The sequence below is a fragment of the Rhodococcus sp. Chr-9 genome, from assembly GCF_000801125.1.
In the GTDB taxonomy this organism is placed as follows: domain Bacteria; phylum Actinomycetota; class Actinomycetes; order Mycobacteriales; family Mycobacteriaceae; genus Rhodococcus; species Rhodococcus pyridinivorans.
This window is the reverse complement of the sequence record NZ_JTIZ01000118.1, coordinates 1-22,322: the sequence shown is the minus strand read 5'-3', so window position 1 is coordinate 22,322 and position 22,322 is coordinate 1. Positions and strand designations below refer to the sequence as shown.

Sequence of the window (22,322 nt, the reverse complement as noted above, 5' to 3'; positions counted from 1 at the left end):
TGCAGCGGGTTCTGCGACTTCTCGGTGCTCGTCATTTCAGTTCCTTTCCTGGTTCTTGTCCTCGGCCACTCACATGCCGCTCCTTTTGCCTTGCCTCGTAGAACTCTTGCCGCGCGTCCTCCTCATCTAGCCTTCGCACCAGGACGTCGATGTCACTGTTCGGGTGTTCACGACGGCGCTGTCGCTCCATACGTTCTTCGACGAGCTCCACCAGCCCCATCAGCGGCCGCTCGAGCCGCGCGAACCTTGTCGCCGCAGGCACCAGCTGCCTGTGCACCTCGGCGTAGTAGTCCGCCGTGCCCTCGCCGCGCTGTGCTCGGGCGCGCTCTTCATCTACGAAGTGCTTCAATTCCCTCAACGTCAAGTCTCTGGCCGCCGACGCACCCGGCGCGTCCGTTGCTGGCACCGTCAGCTCCAGTGAGCCGAGGCTGTCGTTCCATCGCACGACCAGCTGCTCACCGGTACCGGCACGCTGCTGCTGCACACGCTCGATCACCTGGCTGGCCTCATCTGTGATTCGCATCGGCCGTTCTCCTTCTAGACGGTATGGGTAGCTCCCGACGATGTGTTGGGGGTTGCGGGCCGGAGCCTCACGCACAAAGACTCGTGGGTTACCGAGCAGGAGGCGCCTGCCCAGCCTATCCGACATTTGTGGGAGGCCCCGGTGTTTACAGAGCGTACGAGTGTAGGACTCGATGTGCACGCACGATCGATCGTGGCGGCGGCGGTTGACGGCCAAACAAGTGAGCTGCATCAGGCGAGGCTGACGCTCTCATTTGAGCACGTCAGATCATGGCTGGCGACGTTGCCGGGTCCGGTTGCGGTGGCCTACGAAGCCGGTCCGACCGGGTTCGGTCTGTACCGCGACCTGACGGCGGCGGGTATCCGGTGCGAGGTGGTGGCGCCGAGCAAGCTACAGCGTCCGGTCGGTGACCGGGTCAAGACCGATGTGCGCGACGCGATCCACCTGGCGAGATTACTACGGCTGGGCGAGACCACCTCGGTGTCGATCCCGACTGTGGAGCAGGAAGCGGCGCGCGGATCTGGTCCGGGCCCGCGAAGACTGCCGGGGCGATCTGATGCGGGCACGTCACCGGCTTTCGAAGCTGTTGCTGCGCCACGGCATGGTGTACGACGGTGGGGCGGCCTGGACCGGCGCGCATGATCGATGGTTGCGGACAGTCGCAGCGCCGGCGTTGACCGGGGTGGCCACACAGATGGCCTTCGATGCCGATTATGAACACGTGCTGACGATGAAAGCTCGACGTGACCGGTTGGATGTGACGATCGCCGAGATGGCCGGTGATAGCGAGTTCACACCGATTGTGCGGCGGATGTCGTGCCTGCGTGGAGTCAGTACGCTGACCGCGTTTGCGTTGAGCGTGGAGATCGGTGATTGGGATCGGTTTACCGGCAACAGTATTGGCTCGTTCGTCGGGTTGGTTCCCAGCGAGTGCTCGTCGGGAACGTCGCGGGTGCAGGGGGCGATCACCAAGACCGGCAATACCCACGCCCGCCGGTTGCTGGTTGAGGCAGCCTGGCACCATCGTGCGCGGTATCTCGTCGGTGCGGTGATTGCGCGAACGCTGGGAGCAGGCCCCCCGCAGCAGCTCGGGTACGTGGCGATGAGGGCAACCGTCGCCTCCATCAACGCTGGGTGAACTTCCTCGATCGCCGGAAACGCCCCGTCATTGCCAACGTCGCCATCGCGCGTGAATTGGCCGGCTGGTGCTGGTCGTTGGCCGTGATGGACTGCTAACACAATGGGCCTGCTTCATGTAGCCGATCGGTGGTGACAGCGCGTGGATCGATCCGCGATACAACTATGAGCAAACCCGGTTCCGGGTTGACGCTCGACCCTAGACACGCGGTCGCGATCCAGCCGAAACCCCGTCCTGCGGTATCCAATCCGCGTATATCAGTCTGACCGCGCGTCGTGATACGACACGCTCACCACACAGATCGCTGATGAAGCACCGAGGTACCGCCGGGACAGCTTCCCGGCGGTACCTCGCCCTGCTCACTTGACAAATTTCTCTACATATCAGTTGTTGAATGTCGGGATCACCAGCACCGCGATCCCCGCTTACTGTTGCTGCCACGCTTTGACCCGACAGCCGCCCAAAGCGAGCCCCGCGACGATCAAGCCGATCAGTGCGAATGCGGCTGCCGGTCACGGTCACGCACTCCGCCTTGCCCGGTGCTCCAGATCTCGGACTGGCCAACCGCGTGCTTCGGCACGCATGTCCTGTGCGGTCACCTCGGCCATATCAACCCCTCTCAGTCACCGACACCCAGACCGGTGTCCTTGACCTTGTCCTGAGAAAGTGCCTCCTGCGCCGCGGCGAGACGATTAAGCTCGGCCTTGGCCGACTCGTCGGTGGCGGCCTGCTCGCGGAGCCGATCGCCGTAGGTCTTCGTCGGCACCTTGCCCGCTTGGGTCTTCGCCCACTTCGCCTCGGTCTTGTCCACCGCCGCATCCCACATCGACGTCGGCACAGGGTTGCCGTCCTTGTCGTACACATTGATCTTCGTGTTCCGCAACATCATCACCAGCTGAGCGTTCATGTTCTCCGCGGCGATCTCGGGGCTGAATCGCTGCTCGTGTGCCCGCTCCAGCTCGTCGAGCAACTGACGCGACTTGGTTTGCGACTCACGCGCGGCATCCCACATCTGGTTGGCCTTTGCCATACGGTCCGCGGCCGTCTTCGCATCGCGCTCGGCGCGCTCCCGAGCCTGTGCGGCCTCACGCTCATGCGCCTCCGCTGCGGCCTGGGTCGACTGCGCAGCCAACTTCTCCGCCTCCGCATCGGCGCGCGCCTGTGCAGCAGCGGCCAGATCGGTAGCGATCTTGGCCCGGCCCTCGTCCTCGGCCTTCTTGACTAGGCCCGGCCGATCCTCGCGCTCCCATCTGGCGATCTCCTTCGCCACCGAGGCATCAACTGTGTCCTGAGCGTTGGCCAGCAACGTATCGGCATCGGCCTGCGCCTTGTCGGTGATCCTCGCGGCCCGCCTCTCCGCGTGCGCCACGATCTCCCCCGCCCGTGTCCTGGTGCGGGTCTTCAGCTCCTCGACCTCGGTGTGCGACTTCTCACGGAACTGCCGCACCTCACCCAACTCAGCGGCCTTGCGCTCATCGAACGCGCGCTGATCAGCGCGGCGCTCCAGCCGGGCCACGGCCTCGGCTTCGCTGAGCTCAATGGCTCGCGCCTCGGTCTCGTCATCGAGCACCTGGGTCGCCTCGGCGAACTCGAGGAGATCCTCGTCATGGGCCTCCTGCGCCTGGGCGACCTCCTTGTAGTCCTCGGCCGACAGACGGCGCAGGTGTCGCTGCTCGTCGACGCCCTTCTCGACATGGAAGCCCTTACCCTCGCCGAGATCGTGCTCGAGCTGCTTACCCAGCTCGTGCATGCGCTCGCGGAAATTACGCTGATGCAGCTCCATCTTGCGGCTGGGCCCGATGCTGGCGTACACCGGCGAGCCGTCCTTGCCGTACATCAGCTCCCCGGCGGCGTCCCGCTTGTGATAGCGGTACTCCGGCACGGTGACGTCGTAGCGCGGGTAGCGGCCGAACGCCTTGGTGAAACCGTTGCTCAGCGCTCGCGGATCTCGCTTCGTCGGCGTGGCGTAGAAGGTGTCGCCAATGACCTGAAGGTGCGGTCTCATCTCGTCGAGGTTCAGCGAGCCGCCGAAGATCGCCTCCTTCCCACCGGGAAGGGTCTTGCCGATCTGATCCAGCGCTGCGGCCTTGAAGGCCTCGAACGCCTCCTTCTTGACCTCCTTGATCCGGAAGCGCTGATTGCGCACCAGCGGTCGACCGTCCTGGCCGTCCAACGGCAGGCCGGTTACCCGATGCAGCGGGTGGTAGTACTCGCCCGGGATCGGCTCCAGCAGATCCCACGGCACCGGGATGACGAACGTCTCGGCGAAAACCTCGCCGTTGCCCTCCATCGAATCCGGCNATGCTCGTCGCCTCGCGGAAATCGCCCGTCGCCTCGTCGTAGACGAAGTCCCAATTCTCCGCAGTCCGCGCCGGATTGATCGCTGGATTCTCCAGCGCATATTTCTCAGTGGCCCGTTCGCCCGCAGTCTTGCGCATGGCCTCGTAGAGGGTCGCCGTCAGCCGGGCACGGTCGCCCTTCAGGTCCTTGCTCTTCATCTTCCGTGCGTCGAACCCTGCCCGCGAGACCTTCGCCATGACTGCTCACCTCCGTCCGTGTCGTTCGCTGCGGCGCTGCTGCCGCTGCCTGCGCTGCTGCCGCCGGCTGGCGCCGGTCCCGCCGTCCCCGGCGCTGCGCCCCGAGTCCGTCGACGGTCCCTACGGCCGCGCGGGGCCCCTGGCTCGTCGCTAACGCTCCTCACCCGCCCCGCACGTCCTTCGGTCCCGGCCACGCCGCTGTGCCAGGGGACCCTCGCATCAGCCGGGTCCCTCGCTTCGCTTCCCCGGCTGATGCTACCCCTGACACACCGTCGTGTCCAAGGCGCCATTGGACAAGTCGATCGGGGGGCTATCGCCCACCCTCCGACTTGTCCAAACCACTCGCCCTAGCGGGCTCGTTTGGCGCCCTGCCGGGGGCAGCCCGGCCTGCGGCCGGGAAGGGGGTTCCTGCGGCAAATGCTCGCTAGCTCGNCACCCTTCCCGGCGGGTCTGCGGCAGGCGTCCACCGCGGCGCCTGGCGGCCCTTCGCCCGCTGGCCTATTCGGCGCGGGCGTGCGGCCCCTACGGCTGGGCCACGGACTGCGCCCATCACTGCAGCGATGGGCTGGCCCAACGGGCTGGCACAAGGCCTCCGAAGCCCGTTGAGGAGAGCCTGCGGAGAAACTCTGCTGGAAACTCTGCTGGAAACTCGCAGCGGTCTGAGGCTGTTTCTCCACAGGCGGTGACAAGGCCTTTCGTGACAGCACAACTGTCACTTTGGTGCCGCTCAAGTGCTGTTTTGCTGTCACTCAAGTGCCGCTCAAGTGCTGTTGTGGTGCCGCTCAAGTGCCGGTTTCGTGTCACTGAGACAGCACTGCCTCGGCGCACGACAGGAATGCGGCAGTTGTACTGTCACTCAACTACCGCTTTGTCGACCGACTACTGCCGCGGTAGTGACACCGTAGTGCCACTCTGCTGCCCTCTGGACACGAGAAAGCCCCCTGGAGACGTGCTCCAGGGGGCTGTCTGCGGGGCCTAGTTGCTGATGACGCGCAGTCGTGGCGTCGCCTCGGCCAACTCCTTGGCTCGAGCCACCCACCGCCGCAGCGTCGAGTACGGGACGTCCAGCTCGGTGCTCGTCTTCCGCAGCGACAGCCCGGACTCCTGCAGCACCAGGGCTTGGCGGATCAGATCTTCATCGGCGTCACCGCCCAGCGCCTCTGCCGTCTGCCGCGCCAGNCGGCCAGCCGATCCTCGGCCGCCGCCGAACCGTGGCTCGGCCGGATCGGTTCGCGGCTCGGCCGCGGCTCACGCGCCTGATCCACATCATGGTTCGCCTCGCGGATCACCTCCTGAACCGGCGCGTGATCGGCCGGGTGATCCGCCTCGTGGCTCAGCCACTGATCCGCCGGTTCATCCGAGTCACGGCTCACCGTGAACCACTCTTGATTCGCCTCGTGAATCACCTCCTGGATCACCTGCTCGAGGTCTGCGGGGATCAGCTCGACGAACATCTGGTCCGCCTCGTCGCCCTCGCGGATCACCTGCGGTTCGCGCAGGTCAGAGGTGTGAGCCGCCTGAACCACCGGCCGAGCCGGTTCACGGATCACCCCGTGATCCACCGGCTGAGCCACAGGCGCCGAGCCGCGAGCTGCAAGCTGAGCCACCGGGGTCGGCTCACCCTGAGCCGCGTGCTGCGGAGCAGGCCGATCCACTGGCTGAGCCGCCTCGTGATCCGAGCCGCGGCTCACCGCGTCGTCAGCGTCCGAGTGAACCTGATCCTCCGCCTCGGCCGCCCGCGCATCCTCACCCATCCGGTGACGCGCCTTGATGAAGCCCAGCGTCGCGATCAGAGCGGGCAGGTCGAGCATCAACGGCAGCGACCAGGAAACCAAACCCTTCCAACCGGCCATCTCGCCGACCGTCGCCAGCGACTTCGCCGAAACGCCGAGAGTGACCACCAGAGTCACCGACGTCAGAGTGACGAGCACCGTCGCAAGAATCAGGTCTCCATAACTCCAGCTACGGAACCACCGCTTCACGCGCTGGAACACACCCGGCAGCGGCGGCCAGGCACGGATCGTCGGCCGCGTCAGCGGGTCACGACGGATCGAGCCCATGAACGACGTCCGGATCGTCGCGACCATGTGGATCATCAACACGGCGATCACCGGCGGGATCGCGTGAATGAACAGCGCCACCTTGAACGGCAGCTCCTCGACTCCGAACGCGATGACGTTGCCCGCCACCGAGAGCACCGCAGCGCCGCCGATCACGCCCAGGTAGTAGCGGCGGCCGTAGTCCTCGACCTGTTCGCCCGTGGCCCCAGGGAGCGGGCGGCTCGTTTTCGTCATCATCAGTTGCCCTCCTTCGGGCTCGTCAGGTCCGTCTCTGGGTGTGGCGGTGCCGGCCATGTGGCAGGCCCGCCGGGGTTCGTGCTGTGGGATGCGACGTTGGTGAAGTGAGAGGTCATGACGCCACCTCACTGGCCGCAGTCGCCGGGGAAGCCGGAATCGGCTCGACGTCCTTGAAGTCACGCCAGACCACCCGGTTGTCCACGACCGTCACCTGGCCCGTAGCCCGCCAATACGAAACCGTGGCGTTGACGAAGTGCTGAGCCCGCTCGCCGTAGAGACGCAAATGTTCAGGCACCTGCCCCTCCATCGCCTTGACCAGCTCGCGCTGGTACCGACCCCACGTACCCTGCTCAGCCACCACCGTCAGCAGTGCATTGCGCCGCTCGCGTACGACCTCGTCAGACTCCACCGGTGGCAGACCGTTGATCCGATCCAGCAGCTCAATGCTCGGGGTTGATGCGTGCGGGCGCGGATCGGTGAACGGATCACCGGGCACGGGCTCGTCGGGAAGCGGCGGTGCGACCTTGTCCGGGCCGACCACACGCTGGCCCACCCGGCCCCAACCAGCCACCACTGCGTCAGCCTCATCGCTGTCCCAGCGGCCGTCCTGCTCCCAGACATTCCACAGCCGGGCCACCGCGAGCACCTCGGGGTCAATGCCCACCCGCTTGGTACCCAACGCATCCGCCGCCATCTTCGACAGCCCAAGCAGCTCCTGCTGCTGACGGCTCAGCGACGACAACGGCTGGTCCACCTCTGCACCAGTCCGTTCGACCGGGGCGACCTTGTCCCAGGACTTTCGGCACAGCACACCGTCGACGCGCTGGCGCTTCGGCGACCGCTGATAGCTCGGGTGTGCGTCCAGGGCGGCCTCGATACGCTCGACCGTCTGCTTGTGCCCCTTGTTCGTCGGATTGACGTCTCGCAGATCCGGCACATGCTTGCACACCAGCGCCACACTCAAACGCGACACGTCGACGGCCGGACCCGTCGTACTGCCGTTCTGGCGGGGGTCCTCCAGCCAGGCGTACACCGCATCGCGTACGGGATCGTCGACATAACCGGCCCGCACCCGCTCAGCCAGCGCCTCGAACTCTGCGCTGTAATCCAGCCGCTCACCGGCGCGGTAGCGGTCTCGAGCTTCGGCCAGCACCAGATCCATATGTTGCCGGGTCAGGACTTCCTCCGGAATGACGTCATCGACCGAGATCACCCAGTAACGACGGTTACCGGTGTGATCGACAAGGAAGTCCTCCTTGTTCGTCGTAGCGGCCACAATGAACTGCCGCTTATGCGTCTCATTGACCCGGCCGAACGGTGCGCGCCAGGTATCCGCGCGACCTGTGATGAATGCTTTCAAAGCGGCCTGATCGGCCTTGCGATTGAGCTTGTCGAGCTCGTCGATCAGCACGATCGGCGACTCGTGCGCAGCAGCCATCGCGTCCTTATGCCGATTCGAATCGGGCACATCCGCCAGCTCGGCAACGACCAGCCCATCCGGCACGATCGCACGGAAAAACGACGACTTACGCCCGCCCTGACCCCCGTGAAGCACGAGAATGCTGTCCACCTGGCAACCAGGTTCGTACGCCCGCTGCATCATCCCCAGGAACCACGAGTCCAGAACTCGGGAAAGGTACTCCTCGACCTCGCCGCCCGCGCCGACTCCTCGGGCTGTGGGAATGCAGGTCGCGATTCGACGCACGCCATCCCACCTGGGCAGCGAGTTGAGGTAGTCGCGCCACGGCGAGAACCGGTTCTGGCCGGCATACAGCAATGTCGCTGCCTCAATCGCCTTGGACTCAAGAGAACTGTGACGAGCACCGTAATACCAGTGGACAATCCGCGTGACCTCCGCCAGGTCGGCGTTGGTGATGAACCGCAATCGATCGTCGGGCTTACGCCAGGTCGGCAACTCGCGCCACGCGAGCCGACCGCCCATCTCATTGATGCCCACATGCTGAAGCTCCGGGTCATGCCGGAAGATCAGCGACGTGTTCGCATACGAATCGACGACCACCTCGCGCGCATTCTTGCCAGAGCCCACCCACTCGGTCATGAGTGAACCGAGGATCGCCTCACGGACACGCAGAAGTTCAGCAGCACTCATCTCCCGGGGGACGTACCGCCGCACGCGGCCGAGCTCACGCTGCACCTCATCGACGCCGGAATGCGCGCCTGACGCATTTGACGCGTTTGACACATCTGACGCATCTTCCGATACACTGAGGGCGGCTTCAATATTGTTTTCCAGGACGGTCGCGTTGGCAGCGCGGCCGTTTTCTTTTGTGCTCATACAGGCGCACCTGCCCGGAGCCGGGAACGCAGCGAGATCAGGGCCGCGGTGAGTTCGTCGGGGTGCAAATCCCGTAGCGCGTTGGCGGCAACCTCGACCTGGGCCTGAACCTCGCCGGACAGTGGCGTGGACGCCACACGCTGGTCAAGCGTGGCAAGTTCACTTACCCGCACGCGATAGCTGTTGCCCACCATCCGTGCGGGCAGCAACCCACGCCGGATGTAGCGACGCAGGGTGAATCGACTGGGATACCCCAGCTGCTCCGCCTGATCGAGAGTGACCTCGTCAGTCAACGCGGCCGCGGCAGGCAAAGAAGAGGTGGATGTGGCAGGCATGGTCCGCCCGCCTCCTTTCGCAAGAAAAGAGAGGGGCGACAGCTGCCAAGTCTCGGAGTGGGGCCATCTCGGCGCGGGGCCTCTTGCACCAACCGGTGTCCCGCGCGGTAGCCATCCCAGCTGACTACGGGCTGCCGGGTATCGTGCCTTACCCCCCGGACGGGTCGTCGCCGCCCGGCATCCTGCACCGGGCGACACTCAGCGTACCTGAAGCGACCAGTTACGACCAGTGCGACACACCGGAGCAGCAGCGTCGAGCAGCCACCAGCAGGCTGCTGTGCCACGTGTGCCGGGGTGGCACAGCTGTGGCACACCCTGTGGCACAGCTGTTTCCGCAGGTCAAGGCCACAGAACTGTGGTGGTGTGCCACTTGTACCGCAAAAACGCTATATGAGCCGCGTACAGCGTCACCCCTACAGCGCTTTTCTCTCCAGCGACTCCTAAGCAAAAAAGTGGCACAAGTGGCACAACAAGACCTAAAACCACGATCTAGCTGCAGTTTTAGGTGTGACAAACCCTGTGCCACCCCTGTGCCACCCTGTTCCGGGGTGGCACAGACTATCCACAGCCCTGTGGATAAACGACGTGTTGGAAGCGGGGGTGCTACGAAGGCAAACCACAGCAGCACCTCACACCAGCCATGCGTCTCCTTTCACGTCGTAACCCACAGGACTCTCGCCACAGCACTGTTGGTCACGACGCGTGAGAAGTGACCATGTCCGCAGGGACTACGCCGCCGCAGGCATGGTCACCGACGCCGCTTGGCGGCACCCTTCCGCCGCGGTCGCTCCGGCTCCTCCTCCACGACGCTCGGCTGCGCGGGTCCCTGCCGCATCCACACCGCGGCCAGGGCCTCCGGCAGGTCACCGAGGCCGGCCGCGGACCACGCGCCGGCGGCTTTCCGCCGCGCCAACTCCGTGAGGGGCTCCAGCAGCACACCGCCGTCCAGGTCCGGCGCTTTCATCGCGATCTCGATGTCATCGACCACCGTCCGCACCCCCTCACTGTGCGCGCGCCACCGCATCGAGACGTTCTCTCGCAACCAGACGTTGCGCTCCTCCAGCGGGGCTGTCGCCCACCAGTCACCGAAGTTCTGCCCGGTGCCCTCGTACCGCCACTGCGCGGGCTCCTGCGGCATCGCAGCAAGTTCCTCCCGCCGCGCCGCCAGCGCCGCGATCCGCTCATCCAGGCGTGCCCGCTGCGGTGTGCCTCTGCGGTATGCACCGGTGCCGACGAGGTCGGTGAGGTCGGCCAGTGCCTCGTCCACCTCAGCGAGCTCGTCGCTGTGGTCGCTGCCCTCGAACCAGACCCTGCGCATCCGCTCCATGTCGCCGAGCACGCTCAGCAGGCGGTCCTCGAGTGTCTGCTCGGCCAGCTCCAGTGGGATGCTGCGGTTCTCGCACGTGGCTGCGTACTGTGCCGAGGCGCAGCGGTATCGGGGCTTGCGTCCCTGGCCGCCCTTGAGCCGGTACGCGCCCCGGCCGCACACGCCGCAGACCAGCACGCCGGTGAGCAAGCCTTTGGCTCGCACAGTCGGCTCTTTCCGGTTCTCCCTGCTCTTCAACTCCCTGGCCACACGGTCGAACATCGTCCGCGTGAGGATCGGCTCGGCCCGCACCAGCGGCCTACCGCTGTCGTGGGTCAGCACCCGCTCCGGTCCCAGCACGCGGTGCCCCCGACTGTTGCGCACTGGATTTCCGTCCTCGTCGAGCACCGGCTCCCGGCCCACGACCTGCCCCAGCAGTGTGCGAGAAGTCAGCGCGCGCTTGAGCGGCGCCGAGTGCCATTCATAGCCCCGGACCTCGCGGCCGCGCAGTTGCGCGAAGCGATCTCTCGGCGTCAGCACTCCTCTTCGCGTCAGGTCGTGGGCGATCGCTCGCAGGGGCTCACCCGCGAGCACGCGCTTCACGACCTCGTGGATGACCTCGACCTGTTCCGGGTCCTGCACCAGACGCCAGCCATCGACCCGCTCCGGCTTGTATCCCCATGGCGGTACGCCGCCACGCCACTTCCCGGCGGCGAAGTTGTGCTTGAAAGCGGCGTGATTCCGCGCCGAGATCGCTTCCAGTTCCATCTCCGCGACCTTGGCGACCAGCAGCGCGATGATGTCGCCGAATGGTTGGCTCAAGTCCAGGAAAGACTCTGTGGCGCTTACCAATACGATCCGATGATCCTGCGCCCAGCGGATCATCTCCGCCAGATCGAGCAGCCGCCTGACGAGGCGATCCATCCGGTAGAAGACCAGCACGTCGACCTCGTGGTGGCGCTCACGCAACCACTTGCCCAGCTGTGGCCGATCGAAAGGTGTTGTCGCACCAGCACTCACGTCCAGGTCCTCGGCCACGCCGATGACCTCGTAGCCGCGTTGCGCACACAATTCCCGGCACGCCTGTAGTTGCCGCTCTGGTGACGTCGTCGCCTCGGTCACCCGCGACAGTCGTACAACGATCAGCGCCCGCTTCGCAGTCTTCGGCTTTCCCCCCATATGTCGGATCATACGACACGGTGTTAAAGCCGCACGATGGAGTATGCGATCGGGACCATTGCGGCGGCGGCTTTAGGGGCGGTGCTGTACACCGTGGTGACCGGCGATTCGATCGTGTCCGCGCTGACGGGCATCGTCGAGCGTGCCCTGAACACGGCGGTGTGATACCGACGCATGCGAAAGATGCTCGGACGACGCTGGTTACGCGCTTTCGTTCGTGAGGACGAAGGCGGGGTCACCGTCGAAGCGGCTCTCGCCGTCGCAAGCCTGATCACGGTGCTCGTGCTGTGCCTCGGCGCGGTGCTGGGCATCGCGTACCAGGTGCGGTGCCATGACGCCGCCCGTGAAGCCGCCCGCCTCGCCGCGCGGGGAGATCAAGCGAGGGCGGTCGATGTGGCCACGCGAGTCGCGCCTCCGGACGCACGCGTGGCGGTACGCGAGGAAGGAGATCTGATCGTGGCGGTCGTGACCGCGGAGAGTCCGCTGCTCCCGTTGCTGACCCTCACGGCCGAGGCGGTGGCGGTGCGCGAGCCGGAAGAAACGCGATGAGGTCGGGTCCGTCCCTCCTCGGCGACGACGGGAGCGCGAGTGTGATCGGCTGCGCCGTGATGGCCGGACTCATCGCGATCACGGCCACGTTGCTGCACGTCGGGTCGGTCGTCGTCGCACGTCATCGTGCGCAGGCGGCGGCCGACCTGGCGGCGGTGGCGGTCGCCTCGGCACTGGACCGCGGGGTCGTGGAGGCTTGCGAGGCGAGCGAGGCGATCACCACACGGATGCGAGTACGATTGCGGCGCTGCGAGATCGAAGAGTGGGATGCGCTCGTCGAGGTCACCGCTGAGGTGTCGGCTCTCCTCGGCGGGAAGAAGGCGACGGCCGTCGCGCGAGCCGGTCCTGCCCGATGAGGCCCGTCGGCGGTCGCTCGCGGCCGTATCCAGCGCATTCGCGCTCGTTGCTTGCCTGTGCTCGCATCCAGCGGTTGCCGCCCGACCCGTACACGAAGCGGCTGCGGGAAGCGTTCCCGTCCCGGATCCGGCCGAGTAGGCGCGCCGGTGGCCTGAATCGCCGTCACCCCTCGATCGCAGCGAGGACGGCATCGAGGACGGCGACCGCCCCGGACTTGTCGAGCGGATCGTTGCCGTTCCCGCACTTGGGGGAGTACACGCACGACGGGCATCCGGCGGCACATTCGCAGGCCGCGACCGCATCGCGGGTCGCGGTGAGCCACTTGGTGATCCGGTGGTATCCGCGTTCGGCGAATCCGGCGCCGCCGGGCTGTCCGTCGTAGACGAAGACGGTGGGCAGCCCGGTGTCGGGGTGCAGATCGGTGGAGACGCCGCCGATGTCGCCCCGATCGCACGTCGCGAGCAGGGGGAGCAGGCCGATCGCGGCGTGCTCGGCGGCGTGGAGTGCCCCGGGCACGCGATCGGGGGTCACCCCGATCCGGTCGAGCAGGTCGGGGTCGATCGTGTACATCACCGCGCGGGTGTCGAGCGTGTGCTCGGGCATGTCGAGGGGAATCTGGTCGAGCACCTCTCCGGACGGCAGGCGGCGCAGATAGCCGACCACCCGGTGCGTCACCTCGACCCCCACGGACGCGACGGTGACGGGTCCGAACTCGCGGTGTTCGTCGACGGAGATGCAACAGATGTCGGTGATCTCGCGTGCGCTCGTCGACCATTCCGGGTCCTCGGCGTGCACGAGGGCGATGCCGTCCTCGAGATACAACTCGTCGACGACGACGGTCTCACCCTGGTGCAGGTGCACAGCTCCGGGATGGACGGTCGCGGGGGCGCGGGCGGCGTCGACGGTGCCGAGCATGCGACCGGTGTCACCCTCGACGATCGAGACCTGGCGGCCGATCCCGCCGCGGATCTCGACATCACCGTGCGGTTGCGTTCCCGGGGTGACGAACCAGCCGTGCGGGCGGCGGCGGATCAGTCCCTGCTCCGCGAGGTCCGTGAGGACGTCGAGCGCGCCGAACTCCTCGACCTCGGCATCGCTGATCGGCAGTTCCGATGCGGCGCAGAGAAGTTGGGGCCCGAGCACGTACGGATTGTTCGGATCGGTGACCGTCGCCTCGACCGGCCGGTCGAGCAGTGCCTGCGGATGGTGCACGAGATAGGTGTCGAGCGGATCGTCCCGCGCGACCAGCACGACGAGCGAACCCTGCCCGCGGCGACCGGCGCGACCGCCCTGCTGACGGAAGGACGCGACCGTGCCCGGGAATCCGGCGACGATCACCGCGTCCAGACCAGCGATGTCCACGCCGAGTTCGAGGGCGTTGGTGCTGGCGACGCCGAGCAGACGGCCGTCGGAGAGCGCGGCCTCGAGGTCGCGCCGGTCCTCGGCGAGGTAGCCCGCCCGGTAGGCCGCCACCCGGTCGACGAGATCCGGTGCCGCCTCGGCGAGAAGCCGACGTGCACCCATGGCCGTGAGCTCGGCGCCGTGACGCGACCGGACGAACGCCAGGGTGCGGGCACCCTCGACGACGAGGTCGGCGAGAAGGCGCGCGGCCTCGGTCCCGGCGGCCCGCCGCACCGGGGCGCCGTGTTCGCCCGTGAGTTCGCGCAGCAGGGGCGGCTCCCACATCGCGACCGTGCGGGGTCCGTGCGGCGAGCCGTCCTCGGTGATCTCGCGGCAGGGTGCTCCGATGAGCCGGGACGCCGCTGCCCCCGGTTCCGCGGTCGTCGCGGAGGCGAGGACGAAGACGGGATCGGCGCCGTACCGGCGGGCCACGCGCCGGAGCCGACGCAGGATCAGGGCGACGTGCGAGCCGAACACACCCCGGTAGGAGTGGCATTCGTCGACGACGACGTACCGCAGGCGGCGCCACAGCCGGGCCCATCGTGCGTGGGCGGGCAACAGCGACAGGTGCAGCATGTCGGGATTGGTGAAGATCCAGCGCGAGTGCCGGCGCGTCCACTGCCGGATCTCGGTGGAGGTGTCGCCGTCGTAGGCACACGCGCACACGGTCGACAGGCCGTCGATGTCGGAGGTCAGTTCGGTGACCGCGCGCAGCTGGTCGGCGCCGAGGGCCTCGGTGGGCGACAGGTAGAGAGCGGTGGCCTGCGGGTCGTCGGCGAGCGCGCTCAGGACGGGCAGCTGGTAGGCGACCGACTTGCCCGACGCGGTGCCGGTGGACACCACCACGTTCTCCCCGCCGGCCGCGATGTCGGCGGCGCTCGCCTGGTGGTGCCAGGGACGCTCGACGCCCTGGTCGCGGAAGGCCCGGACAACGTCCTCGTGCGCCCACTGCGGCCAGTCGCTGTGGTGGGCGGGCCGGGCCGGGATCTCTGCGACGTGGGTCAGCGGTGACTCGCCCGTCGGGGTGCCGGCGAGCAGCCGGTCGAGCAGCTCGCGACCGTAGGTGGGGGCGGTGGCGTCGCCGTTGTGGAGGAAGGGCGAGCCGGTCACGCAGTACTCCGCTGGGTCGGACGAGGTGTCTGTCGAAAACGTCTGTCGGATAGGAATGTGTCGGATACGGCGAGGCTGTGTCGGATGCGGGAGACCCGGGTCCGGGACGAGTGGGGCCACAGTGGCCTCCCGTAACATGGGAGCAACAGCTACCCGTGGGTAATGCTACCGAGACATGAACAAGATCAGGGAATTGGCACGTTTGTGCCCATTCCTACTGTTGCGCGTGCCCAGAACGTGGTTGACTGACACCCGGTCGCAGCTTCTGTGTTCGTAGACTTGGAAAAGTGCACGCTCGCAGGATCGATGGTTGCGAGCGCGGTGCTTTAGCTCTTCCAACGGGGGACTCGAGAAGTACAGCGGTCGGAACCGGGACCTGGCGGATCGCGTACCCGGCGGTTCGTCGAATCCGGTGTTAGAAAGAGAAGGAAAAGCATGGCACAGGGCACTGTGAAGTGGTTCAACGCGGAGAAGGGCTTCGGCTTCATCGCTCCTGAGGACGGCTCCGCCGACGTGTTCGTTCACTACTCCGAGATCCAGGGTTCCGGCTTCCGCACCCTCGAGGAGAACCAGCGAGTCGAGTTCGAGGTCGGTCAGGGCACCAAGGGCCCGCAGGCCACCGGCGTGCGCGCACTCTGATCCACCCGCTCGAGCGAGCAACCGGGCAAGGTCAACCACCTCGCCCGATCGTCCCCCGTCGCCTCAGGTGATGGGGGACGATGCATTTCCGGGACGTGTGCGCGAACCGGTCGTGGGACCTCACCGCCTCGTCGCGCTCACGGAGCCGGGAGAGGAGGACCCGTGAGTCAACTGTCCTTCTTCGGGGCCGACACGATGCCGCCGGCCCTGGCCGACCTGAGCGGCCTGCTCGCGGCACACGGACGTGCGCGTCTCACCGCCGACGGCGCGGTGCTGACCGTGGAGGTCGACGCCGAATGGCGCGCCCGTGCGATCGGGCAGCTCGTGACCGACACGGGAATCGAGGCGGACATCGCCGTCGACGGCGAGCTGTTCACCGTCAGCACATCCGTCGACCCCGCTCTCGTCCCGCTCGCGACCCAGTGGAGCAGCGACGACGGCAAGACGGTCCCGACCGGCTGGGTCCCGTCCTCGCGGGCCCAGCGGGCGTGGTTCCTCGCGTCCGGTCGCATGGAGGTCGAGGGAGCACAGTATGTTCTCGGTCTGGATGCGACGGCTCCCGACACTCATGCAGTTCTGGCGCAGGCGCTCATGCGCGCCGGCATCGCACCGACCCTGATCGGTACGCACGGCACCGGTGGACCGGGGTTGAGGATCTCCGGCCGGAGGCGTCTGACGAGGCTCGTCGAGAACATCGGTGCACCTCCGGACGCCGACGCGGCACGACGGATCTGGCCGCACGTGGAACCGGGTGATCATCACTTGTGAAGAGCCGTTCCCCGAGGATGTGCGACCCTGTGTGTGGCCGCGTCTGGGGAACGGGTCGGTATACATGTCTTCGAACAAGGCGACATGTCGGCAATGAGGGAAGGTGCGGGCGGCACGGTGGCAGCACGGGAGAAGAGCACTGCGGGCGGTTCGTCGGGCACGCGTCGGCTCGTGATCGTCGAGTCCCCGACCAAGGCGAGGAAGATCGCCCCCTACCTCGGCCGCGACTACGTCGTCGAGGCATCGGTCGGTCACATCCGCGACCTGCCGCGCGGTGCCGCGGACGTCCCCGCCAAGTACAAGGGCGAGTCGTGGGCGCGCCTCGGTGTCGACGTCGATCACGACTTCGAACCCCTCTACGTCGTCAGCGCCGACAAGAAGACCAAGGTCTCGGAGCTGAAGAGCCTGCTCAAGGACGCCGACGAGCTCTACCTCGCCACCGACCCCGACCGCGAGGGCGAGGCCATCGCCTGGCACCTGCTCGAGACCCTGAAGCCCAAGGTGCCGGTCCGGCGCATGGTCTTCCACGAGATCACCGAGCCCGCTATCCGCGCGGCCGCCGAGAACACCCGCGACCTCGACAACGACCTGGTCGACGCGCAGGAGACCCGCCGCATCCTCGACCGTCTCTACGGCTACGAGGTCAGCCCCGTGCTGTGGAAGAAGGTCATGCCCCGTCTGTCGGCGGGTCGTGTGCAGTCGGTGGCGACCCGCGTGATCGTGCAGCGCGAACGCGAGCGCATGGCGTTCAAGTCCGCCGAGTACTGGGACATCGCGGCCACGATGGACGCCGGCGCCGACGCGAGCCCCCGGTCGTTCGGTGCCCGCCTGGTCAACGTCGACGGTTCCCGTGTCGCCTCGGGTCGCGACTTCGGGCCCGACGGGAACCTGAAGTCGAACGGTGTCGTCGTCCTCGACGAGGACCGCGCCCGCCGCCTCGCGGAGGCACTCGCCGGTGTCGCGTTGACGGTGTCGTCGGCCGAGAGCAAGCCGTACACCCGCAAGCCCTACGCGCCGTTCATGACGTCGACGCTGCAGCAGGAGGCGGGCCGCAAGCTGCGGTTCTCGTCCGAGCGCACCATGCGCACCGCGCAGCGTCTGTACGAGAACGGCTACATCACCTACATGCGTACCGACTCGACGACGCTGTCCGAGTCGGCGATCGCGGCGGCCCGCGCACAGGCCACCCAGCTGTACGGTGCCGAGTTCGTCCATCCGACGCCGCGCCAGTACACCCGCAAGGTCAAGAACGCGCAGGAAGCACACGAGGCGATCCGTCCCGCCGGCGACGTCTTCGCGACCCCCGGCGAGCTGCACGCGCGCCTCGACGGCGACGAGTTCAAGCTCTACGAGCTCATCTGGCAGCGCACCGTCGCCTCCCAGATGGCCGACGCGCGGGGCACCACGCTGACGCTGCGCATCACCGGCACCGCGGGCACCGGCGAGGAGTGCACCTTCTCGTCGTCGGGCCGCACCATCACGTTCCCGGGCTTCCTCAAGGCATACGTCGAGAGTGTCGACGAGGAAGCCGGTGGTCAGTCGGACGACGCGGAGTCGCGCCTGCCGAACCTGTCCGAGGGTGCCTCGGTCACCGCGACGAAGCTCGATCCGGACGGTCACTCCACCAACCCGCCGGCCCGGTACACCGAGGCGAGCCTGATCAAGACGCTCGAAGAGCTCGGGATCGGCCGGCCCTCGACCTACGCGTCGATCATCAAGACCATCCTCGACCGCGGCTACGTCTACAAGCGTGGCAGCGCGCTCGTCCCGTCGTGGGTGGCGTTCGCCGTCATCGGCCTGCTCGAGGCGCACTTCGCCCAGCTCGTCGACTACGACTTCACGGCCGGGATGGAGGACGATCTCGACGAGATCGCCTCCGGTCACCGGCAGCGCACCGACTGGCTGACGCGGTTCTACTTCGGCAGCGACGACGGTCACGAGGAGTCGGTCGCGCGCAAGGGCGGCCTGAAGAAGCTGGTGGGGGAGAACCTCGAGGACATCGACGCCCGCGAGATCAACTCCATCCGCCTGTTCGACGACTCCGAGGGTCGCGAGATCCACGTGCGTGTGGGCCGCTTCGGTCCGTACCTCGAACGGATGGTCACCGACCCGAACAACCCCGACGCCGAGCCGACCTCGCAGCGCGCGAACCTGCCCGACGACCTGCCGCCGGACGAGCTCACCCTCGAATACGCCGAGAAACTCTTCTCGACGCCGCAGGAGGGACGTGTCCTCGGTGTCGATCCGTCGACCGGCTACGAGATCGTCGCGCGGGAGGGTCGCTTCGGTCCCTACGTGACCGAGCTGATCCCCGATCCGGAACCCGAGCCCGAACCGGAGCCGGACGTCACGCCCATCCCCGTCGATGAACTCGGCTCGGAGGGAGAGGGCGGCACGAAGACCGCCACCAAGAAGGCCGTCGCCAAGAAGGCGGCGAAGAAGGCTCCCGCGAAGAAGACCGGTCCGAAGCCGCGCACGGGTTCGCTGTTCAAGACGATGGACCTGTCCACGGTCACCCTGGAAGACGCCCTGAAACTGCTGTCGCTGCCGCGCGTGGTGGGTGTCGATCCGGAGTCCGGCGACGAGATCACCGCCCAGAACGGCCGCTACGGTCCGTACCTGAAGAAGGGCAGCGACTCGCGGTCGCTCGCCAACGAGGAGCAGATCTTCACGATCACGCTCGACGAGGCGCTGAAGATCTACGCGGAGCCGAAGCGCCGCGGCCGGCAGGCCGCCGCCACGCCGCCGCTGCGCGAGCTGGGCACCGACCCGGTCAGCGGCAAGCAGATGGTGATCAAGGACGGCCGGTTCGGTCCGTACGTCACCGACGGTGAGACGAACGCGAGCCTGCGCAAGGGCGACGAGGTCGAGTCCATCACCGACGAGCGGGCGTCCGAACTGCTCGCCGACCGTCGGGCACGCGGTCCCGTCAAGAAGACCGCGAAGAAGACAGCGGCGAAGAAGACGGCCGCCAAGAAGACGGCCGCCAAGAAGACCACTGCCAAGAAGGCAGCGGCGAAGAAGACGACAAAGAAGGCCGCCGCGAAGAAGACGACGGACTGACGGTTCCCGTCGGCGTACGCGGATAACCTCACGGGGTGGACCGCGAACTGCCGTCGGGGATCCCCGGCGTCACACTGTGGCGATCCGAGCCGGGCCGGTGCCTGCGTGGGGGGGAACCCACGTGTTGCCGGACGGATGCATGGACCTCATCCGGCACGCCGACGGCTTCCCCGTCGCCGGTCCGGACGCGACGTCACAGTTCTCCGGCCGATCGCCGCTGACGGCGGTCCGGTTCGAACCCGGCCTGGGACCGCCGTTCTTCGGCGTCGACGCGAGCGAGCTGACCGATCGACGGGTTCCGCTCGACGATCTGTGGCCGTCATGTCGTGTGCGGCTCCTCGCGGTTCGAGCCGAGGACGATCCCGTCGCTGCACTGGTCGACGCCGTCCGAGGTGCGGTCGACGCACACGATCCGATGGCCGCCCTCGCGCTGGCGCTGGCCTCCGGCACGGCCGTCTCGGAAGTCGCCGCGACCCTCGGCTGGAGCGACAGGACACTGCGTCGTCGCTCGGCGGTACCTCGGGTGCTTCGATGGGCAGGTCGAGGCCGAGCATGCGATAGCACGCGAAGGACCGATCGAGATCGGCGACGGCGAGCCCCACGGCGGAGAAATGAATGGTCATGGCCCGACGATGGGACCGAGGACGTGCAGCCGTCCTGAACGTTTCGGACACGTGATCCGGACCCGTCGGACCCGGTCGTTAGGCTGAGCGCATGTCCGGGGTCTTCGATCGTCTCGTCGGTCAACGCGATGTCGAGACCGAACTCGTCGCGGCCGCGGTAGCTGCCCGTCGGGGCGACACCGGGTCGGCGATGACGCACTCGTGGCTGTTCACCGGTCCTCCCGGGTCCGGTCGCTCGGTCGCGGCGCTGTGTTTCGCAGCCGCTCTGCAGTGCACCGACGAGGAGCCTCCCGGTTGCGGGCGATGCCACGCCTGCACCACCACTATGGCAGGCACCCACGGCGACGTACGGCGGGTCGTGCCCGAGGGACTGACGATCAGCGTCAAGTCGATGCGCGACATCGTGCAGGTCGCCTCGCGGCGTCCCAGCACAGGACGATGGCAGGTCGTGGTGATCGAGGATGCCGACCGCCTCACCGAGGGAGCCGCGAACGCGCTGCTGAAGGTGGTCGAGGAACCGCCGCAGCGAACGGTCTTCCTCCTGTGCGCGCCGTCGATCGATCCCGAGGACATCTCGGTGACGCTGCGCTCGCGCTGCCGTCACGTCGGGTTGGTCACTCCCAGCGCCGACGCCATCGCGCGCGTCCTCGAGGCCACCGACGGCATCGATCCGAAGACGGCGCAGTGGGCTGCATCCGTCAGTGCAGGCCACGTCGGTCGGGCCCGACGGCTGGCCACCGACGAGGGCGCCCGCGACAACCGGACACGTGCCCTCGCTGTCGCCGGCGCGGTCCTGCGCCCCGCCACCACCTACTCCGCAGCCGACGATCTCGGACGCAGTGCCGAGACCGAGGCGAAGGAGATCAGTGCGGAGCGCGACGAGCACGAGACCGAAGAGCTCAGGACCGCTCTCGGTGCCGGCGGTACCGGCAAGGGGGCTGCGGGTGCGCTTCGCGGTTCGGCCGGGGTCCTCAAGGAACTCGAACGCACTCAGAAGTCGCGGAAGACGCGAACCGAGCGCGACATCATGGACAGAGCGCTTATCGATCTCGCCGGTCTGTATCGGGACGCGCTGGTGCACGCCTTCGGATCGCGGGTCACGCTCAACCATCCGGACATGTCGGATCGTGCGGTCGACCTCGCGTCGAGGACCCGGCCGGAGTCGCTGCTCGAGTGCATCGAGGCCATCCTCGACTGCCGGGAGGCGCTCGCCCAGAACGTCAAACCCCGCTTCGCTCTCGCGGCGCTTGCAGCCCGGTTGAGCTCGGCGTTCCGGTAGCCGAAGTGCCGGTTTGCGTCGGGGTGGGGGTAGTCCGCTAGACTTCGGACGCCGAAAGGCTCGCTGCCTTAGCTCAGTCGGTAGAGCATTTCACTCGTAATGAAAAGGTCGTCGGTTCGATTCCGACAGGCAGCTCCACGAAGGCCCCTCGCCACGGTGAGGGGCCTTCGACGTTTCTGCGCGGTGTGCGATTCGCACGGATGATGGAGACATGTTGATGGAACTGTTCTCCTTGGTCCTGATCATCGGCGCTCTCGCCGTGGTGCTGCCTATGGCCGTCCGGGTCTTCCGGGACAAGGACCGTTGACGCGAAGCGACCGCGACCATCGACGCGCACGAGAGCGGTCTCGGACACGGCGTCGAAATCCTCGACAACCCGGTCACCGCGCAGCATGCTTCTCTCATGGCTGAGTCGTTGAAGGACCGGGTTCGGGAGAAGATCCTGCGGCAGCGCGCCGAGGATGGGGGCCGGCCGATCGGCGACGCCGAAGGGGACGACCCTCGCCTCATGGATCTCCGCAGCGACCTCGCGATGCTGGAGCAGGCCGGCGAGGACGATCCGATCGTCCAGCACCTCGCGGCGAAGTACTGGGTCCCCTGAACACCCTCACAACGACGCTTCGAAAGTCGATAAACCAGCTTTGACCTGGCGATTTGGTGTTCTCGGAGATGTTCGCGTAACTTATTCCAGGTCAGAGCGACACGGACACCGACCCGGGCCGAGAGGAACGGGACAACGAGGTTGGACGAAGGCGCCTGCAGATTTCACTGGTTCGAAACCTTCTGGTAAGGTTTGGAGCCGTGCCCGAGAGCCGGAAGGCCCTCGGATGAACAGTCACCCCGGAGTGAACGAACCGGAAGGTTCGGGAGCGATGGTGTGTGCGTGTTCTTTGAGAACTCAACAGTGTGCCGATGAATGTCA

At 66.9% G+C, this 22,322-nt stretch carries 14 protein-coding genes, 1 tRNA gene and 1 pseudogene; 11 read left to right on the top strand and 5 right to left on the bottom strand.

Going from position 1 to position 22,322, the window contains the following annotated elements; genetic code table 11:
• Positions 1-31: 31 nt before the first annotated feature.
• Positions 32-523, bottom strand: coding sequence for a hypothetical protein (locus QR64_RS18025; RefSeq protein ID WP_039586589.1), 492 nt, complete (start codon positions 521-523; stop codon positions 32-34).
• A 141-nt stretch (positions 524-664) separates the two neighbouring features.
• Between QR64_RS18025 and QR64_RS28910 the strand changes: the two are divergent.
• Positions 665-1,759: pseudogene (locus QR64_RS28910) on the top strand (IS110 family transposase).
• Between the two features lie 4,848 nt (positions 1,760-6,607).
• On the opposite strand, the gene QR64_RS18005 reads toward QR64_RS28910, so the two are convergent.
• The 3 genes from QR64_RS18005 to QR64_RS17995 all read right to left on the bottom strand — a co-directional run bounded on the left by QR64_RS18005 (position 6,608) and on the right by QR64_RS17995 (position 11,611).
• The gene (locus tag QR64_RS18005; protein WP_084222367.1) at positions 6,608-8,791 is read right to left on the bottom strand and encodes a VapE domain-containing protein; all 2,184 of its coding nucleotides are present in this window, start codon (positions 8,789-8,791) and stop codon (positions 6,608-6,610) included.
• Complete coding sequence (locus tag QR64_RS18000) at positions 8,788-9,126, bottom strand: helix-turn-helix domain-containing protein (protein WP_039586575.1); 339 nt, start codon at positions 9,124-9,126, stop codon at positions 8,788-8,790. Before QR64_RS18000 ends, QR64_RS18005 begins: the two co-directional genes overlap by 4 nt.
• Positions 9,127-9,874: 748 nt before the next feature.
• Complete coding sequence (locus tag QR64_RS17995; protein WP_084222366.1) at positions 9,875-11,611, bottom strand: recombinase family protein; 1,737 nt, start codon at positions 11,609-11,611, stop codon at positions 9,875-9,877.
• A 36-nt stretch (positions 11,612-11,647) separates the two neighbouring features.
• On the opposite strand from QR64_RS17995, the gene QR64_RS26080 reads away from it, so the two are divergent.
• The 3 genes from QR64_RS26080 to QR64_RS17980 are packed head-to-tail and all read left to right on the top strand — an operon-like array spanning position 11,648 to position 12,516.
• Positions 11,648-11,776: a DUF4244 domain-containing protein gene (locus QR64_RS26080; protein ID WP_084222365.1), complete on the top strand. Its 129-nt coding sequence runs from the start codon at positions 11,648-11,650 to the stop codon at positions 11,774-11,776.
• A gap of 9 nt (positions 11,777-11,785) precedes the next feature.
• Entirely contained in the window at positions 11,786-12,160 is a 375-nt protein-coding gene (locus QR64_RS17985; RefSeq protein ID WP_235367220.1) for a TadE family type IV pilus minor pilin, read from the top strand.
• A complete protein-coding gene (locus tag QR64_RS17980) occupies positions 12,157-12,516 on the top strand; it encodes an Rv3654c family TadE-like protein (RefSeq protein ID WP_039586570.1) in 360 nt (119 codons plus the stop codon). Before QR64_RS17985 ends, QR64_RS17980 begins: the two co-directional genes overlap by 4 nt.
• A gap of 163 nt (positions 12,517-12,679) precedes the next feature.
• Here QR64_RS17980 and QR64_RS17975 read toward each other — a convergent pair whose 3' ends face one another.
• Complete coding sequence (locus QR64_RS17975; protein WP_039586561.1) at positions 12,680-15,028, bottom strand: DEAD/DEAH box helicase; 2,349 nt, start codon at positions 15,026-15,028, stop codon at positions 12,680-12,682.
• Between the two features lie 435 nt (positions 15,029-15,463).
• Between QR64_RS17975 and QR64_RS17970 the strand changes: the two genes are divergently transcribed.
• From QR64_RS17970 to QR64_RS17940, 7 genes are all read left to right on the top strand, one after another.
• A complete protein-coding gene (locus tag QR64_RS17970) occupies positions 15,464-15,667 on the top strand; it encodes a cold-shock protein (protein WP_003935252.1) in 204 nt (67 codons plus the stop codon).
• Between the two features lie 162 nt (positions 15,668-15,829).
• Positions 15,830-16,435 carry a hypothetical protein gene (locus tag QR64_RS17965; protein ID WP_039586556.1) on the top strand — a complete coding sequence of 202 codons (606 nt, stop codon included), beginning with the start codon at positions 15,830-15,832 and terminating at the stop codon, positions 16,433-16,435.
• A gap of 93 nt (positions 16,436-16,528) precedes the next feature.
• Positions 16,529-19,498 carry a type I DNA topoisomerase gene (gene topA / locus QR64_RS17960; RefSeq protein WP_235367219.1) on the top strand — a complete coding sequence of 990 codons (2,970 nt, stop codon included), beginning with the start codon at positions 16,529-16,531 and terminating at the stop codon, positions 19,496-19,498.
• 139 nt (positions 19,499-19,637) lie between these two features.
• The gene (locus tag QR64_RS28725; RefSeq protein WP_318025583.1) at positions 19,638-20,159 is read left to right on the top strand and encodes a hypothetical protein; all 522 of its coding nucleotides are present in this window, start codon (positions 19,638-19,640) and stop codon (positions 20,157-20,159) included.
• Between the two features lie 53 nt (positions 20,160-20,212).
• Positions 20,213-21,400 (top strand): DNA polymerase III subunit delta', encoded by a 1,188-nt coding sequence (locus QR64_RS17950; RefSeq protein ID WP_019290210.1) that lies wholly within the window; start codon positions 20,213-20,215, stop codon positions 21,398-21,400.
• Between the two features lie 62 nt (positions 21,401-21,462).
• A tRNA-Thr gene (locus QR64_RS17945) sits at positions 21,463-21,538 on the top strand.
• 265 nt (positions 21,539-21,803) lie between these two features.
• Entirely contained in the window at positions 21,804-22,001 is a 198-nt protein-coding gene (locus tag QR64_RS17940) for a hypothetical protein (RefSeq protein ID WP_006552400.1), read from the top strand.
• Positions 22,002-22,322 lie beyond the last annotated feature (321 nt).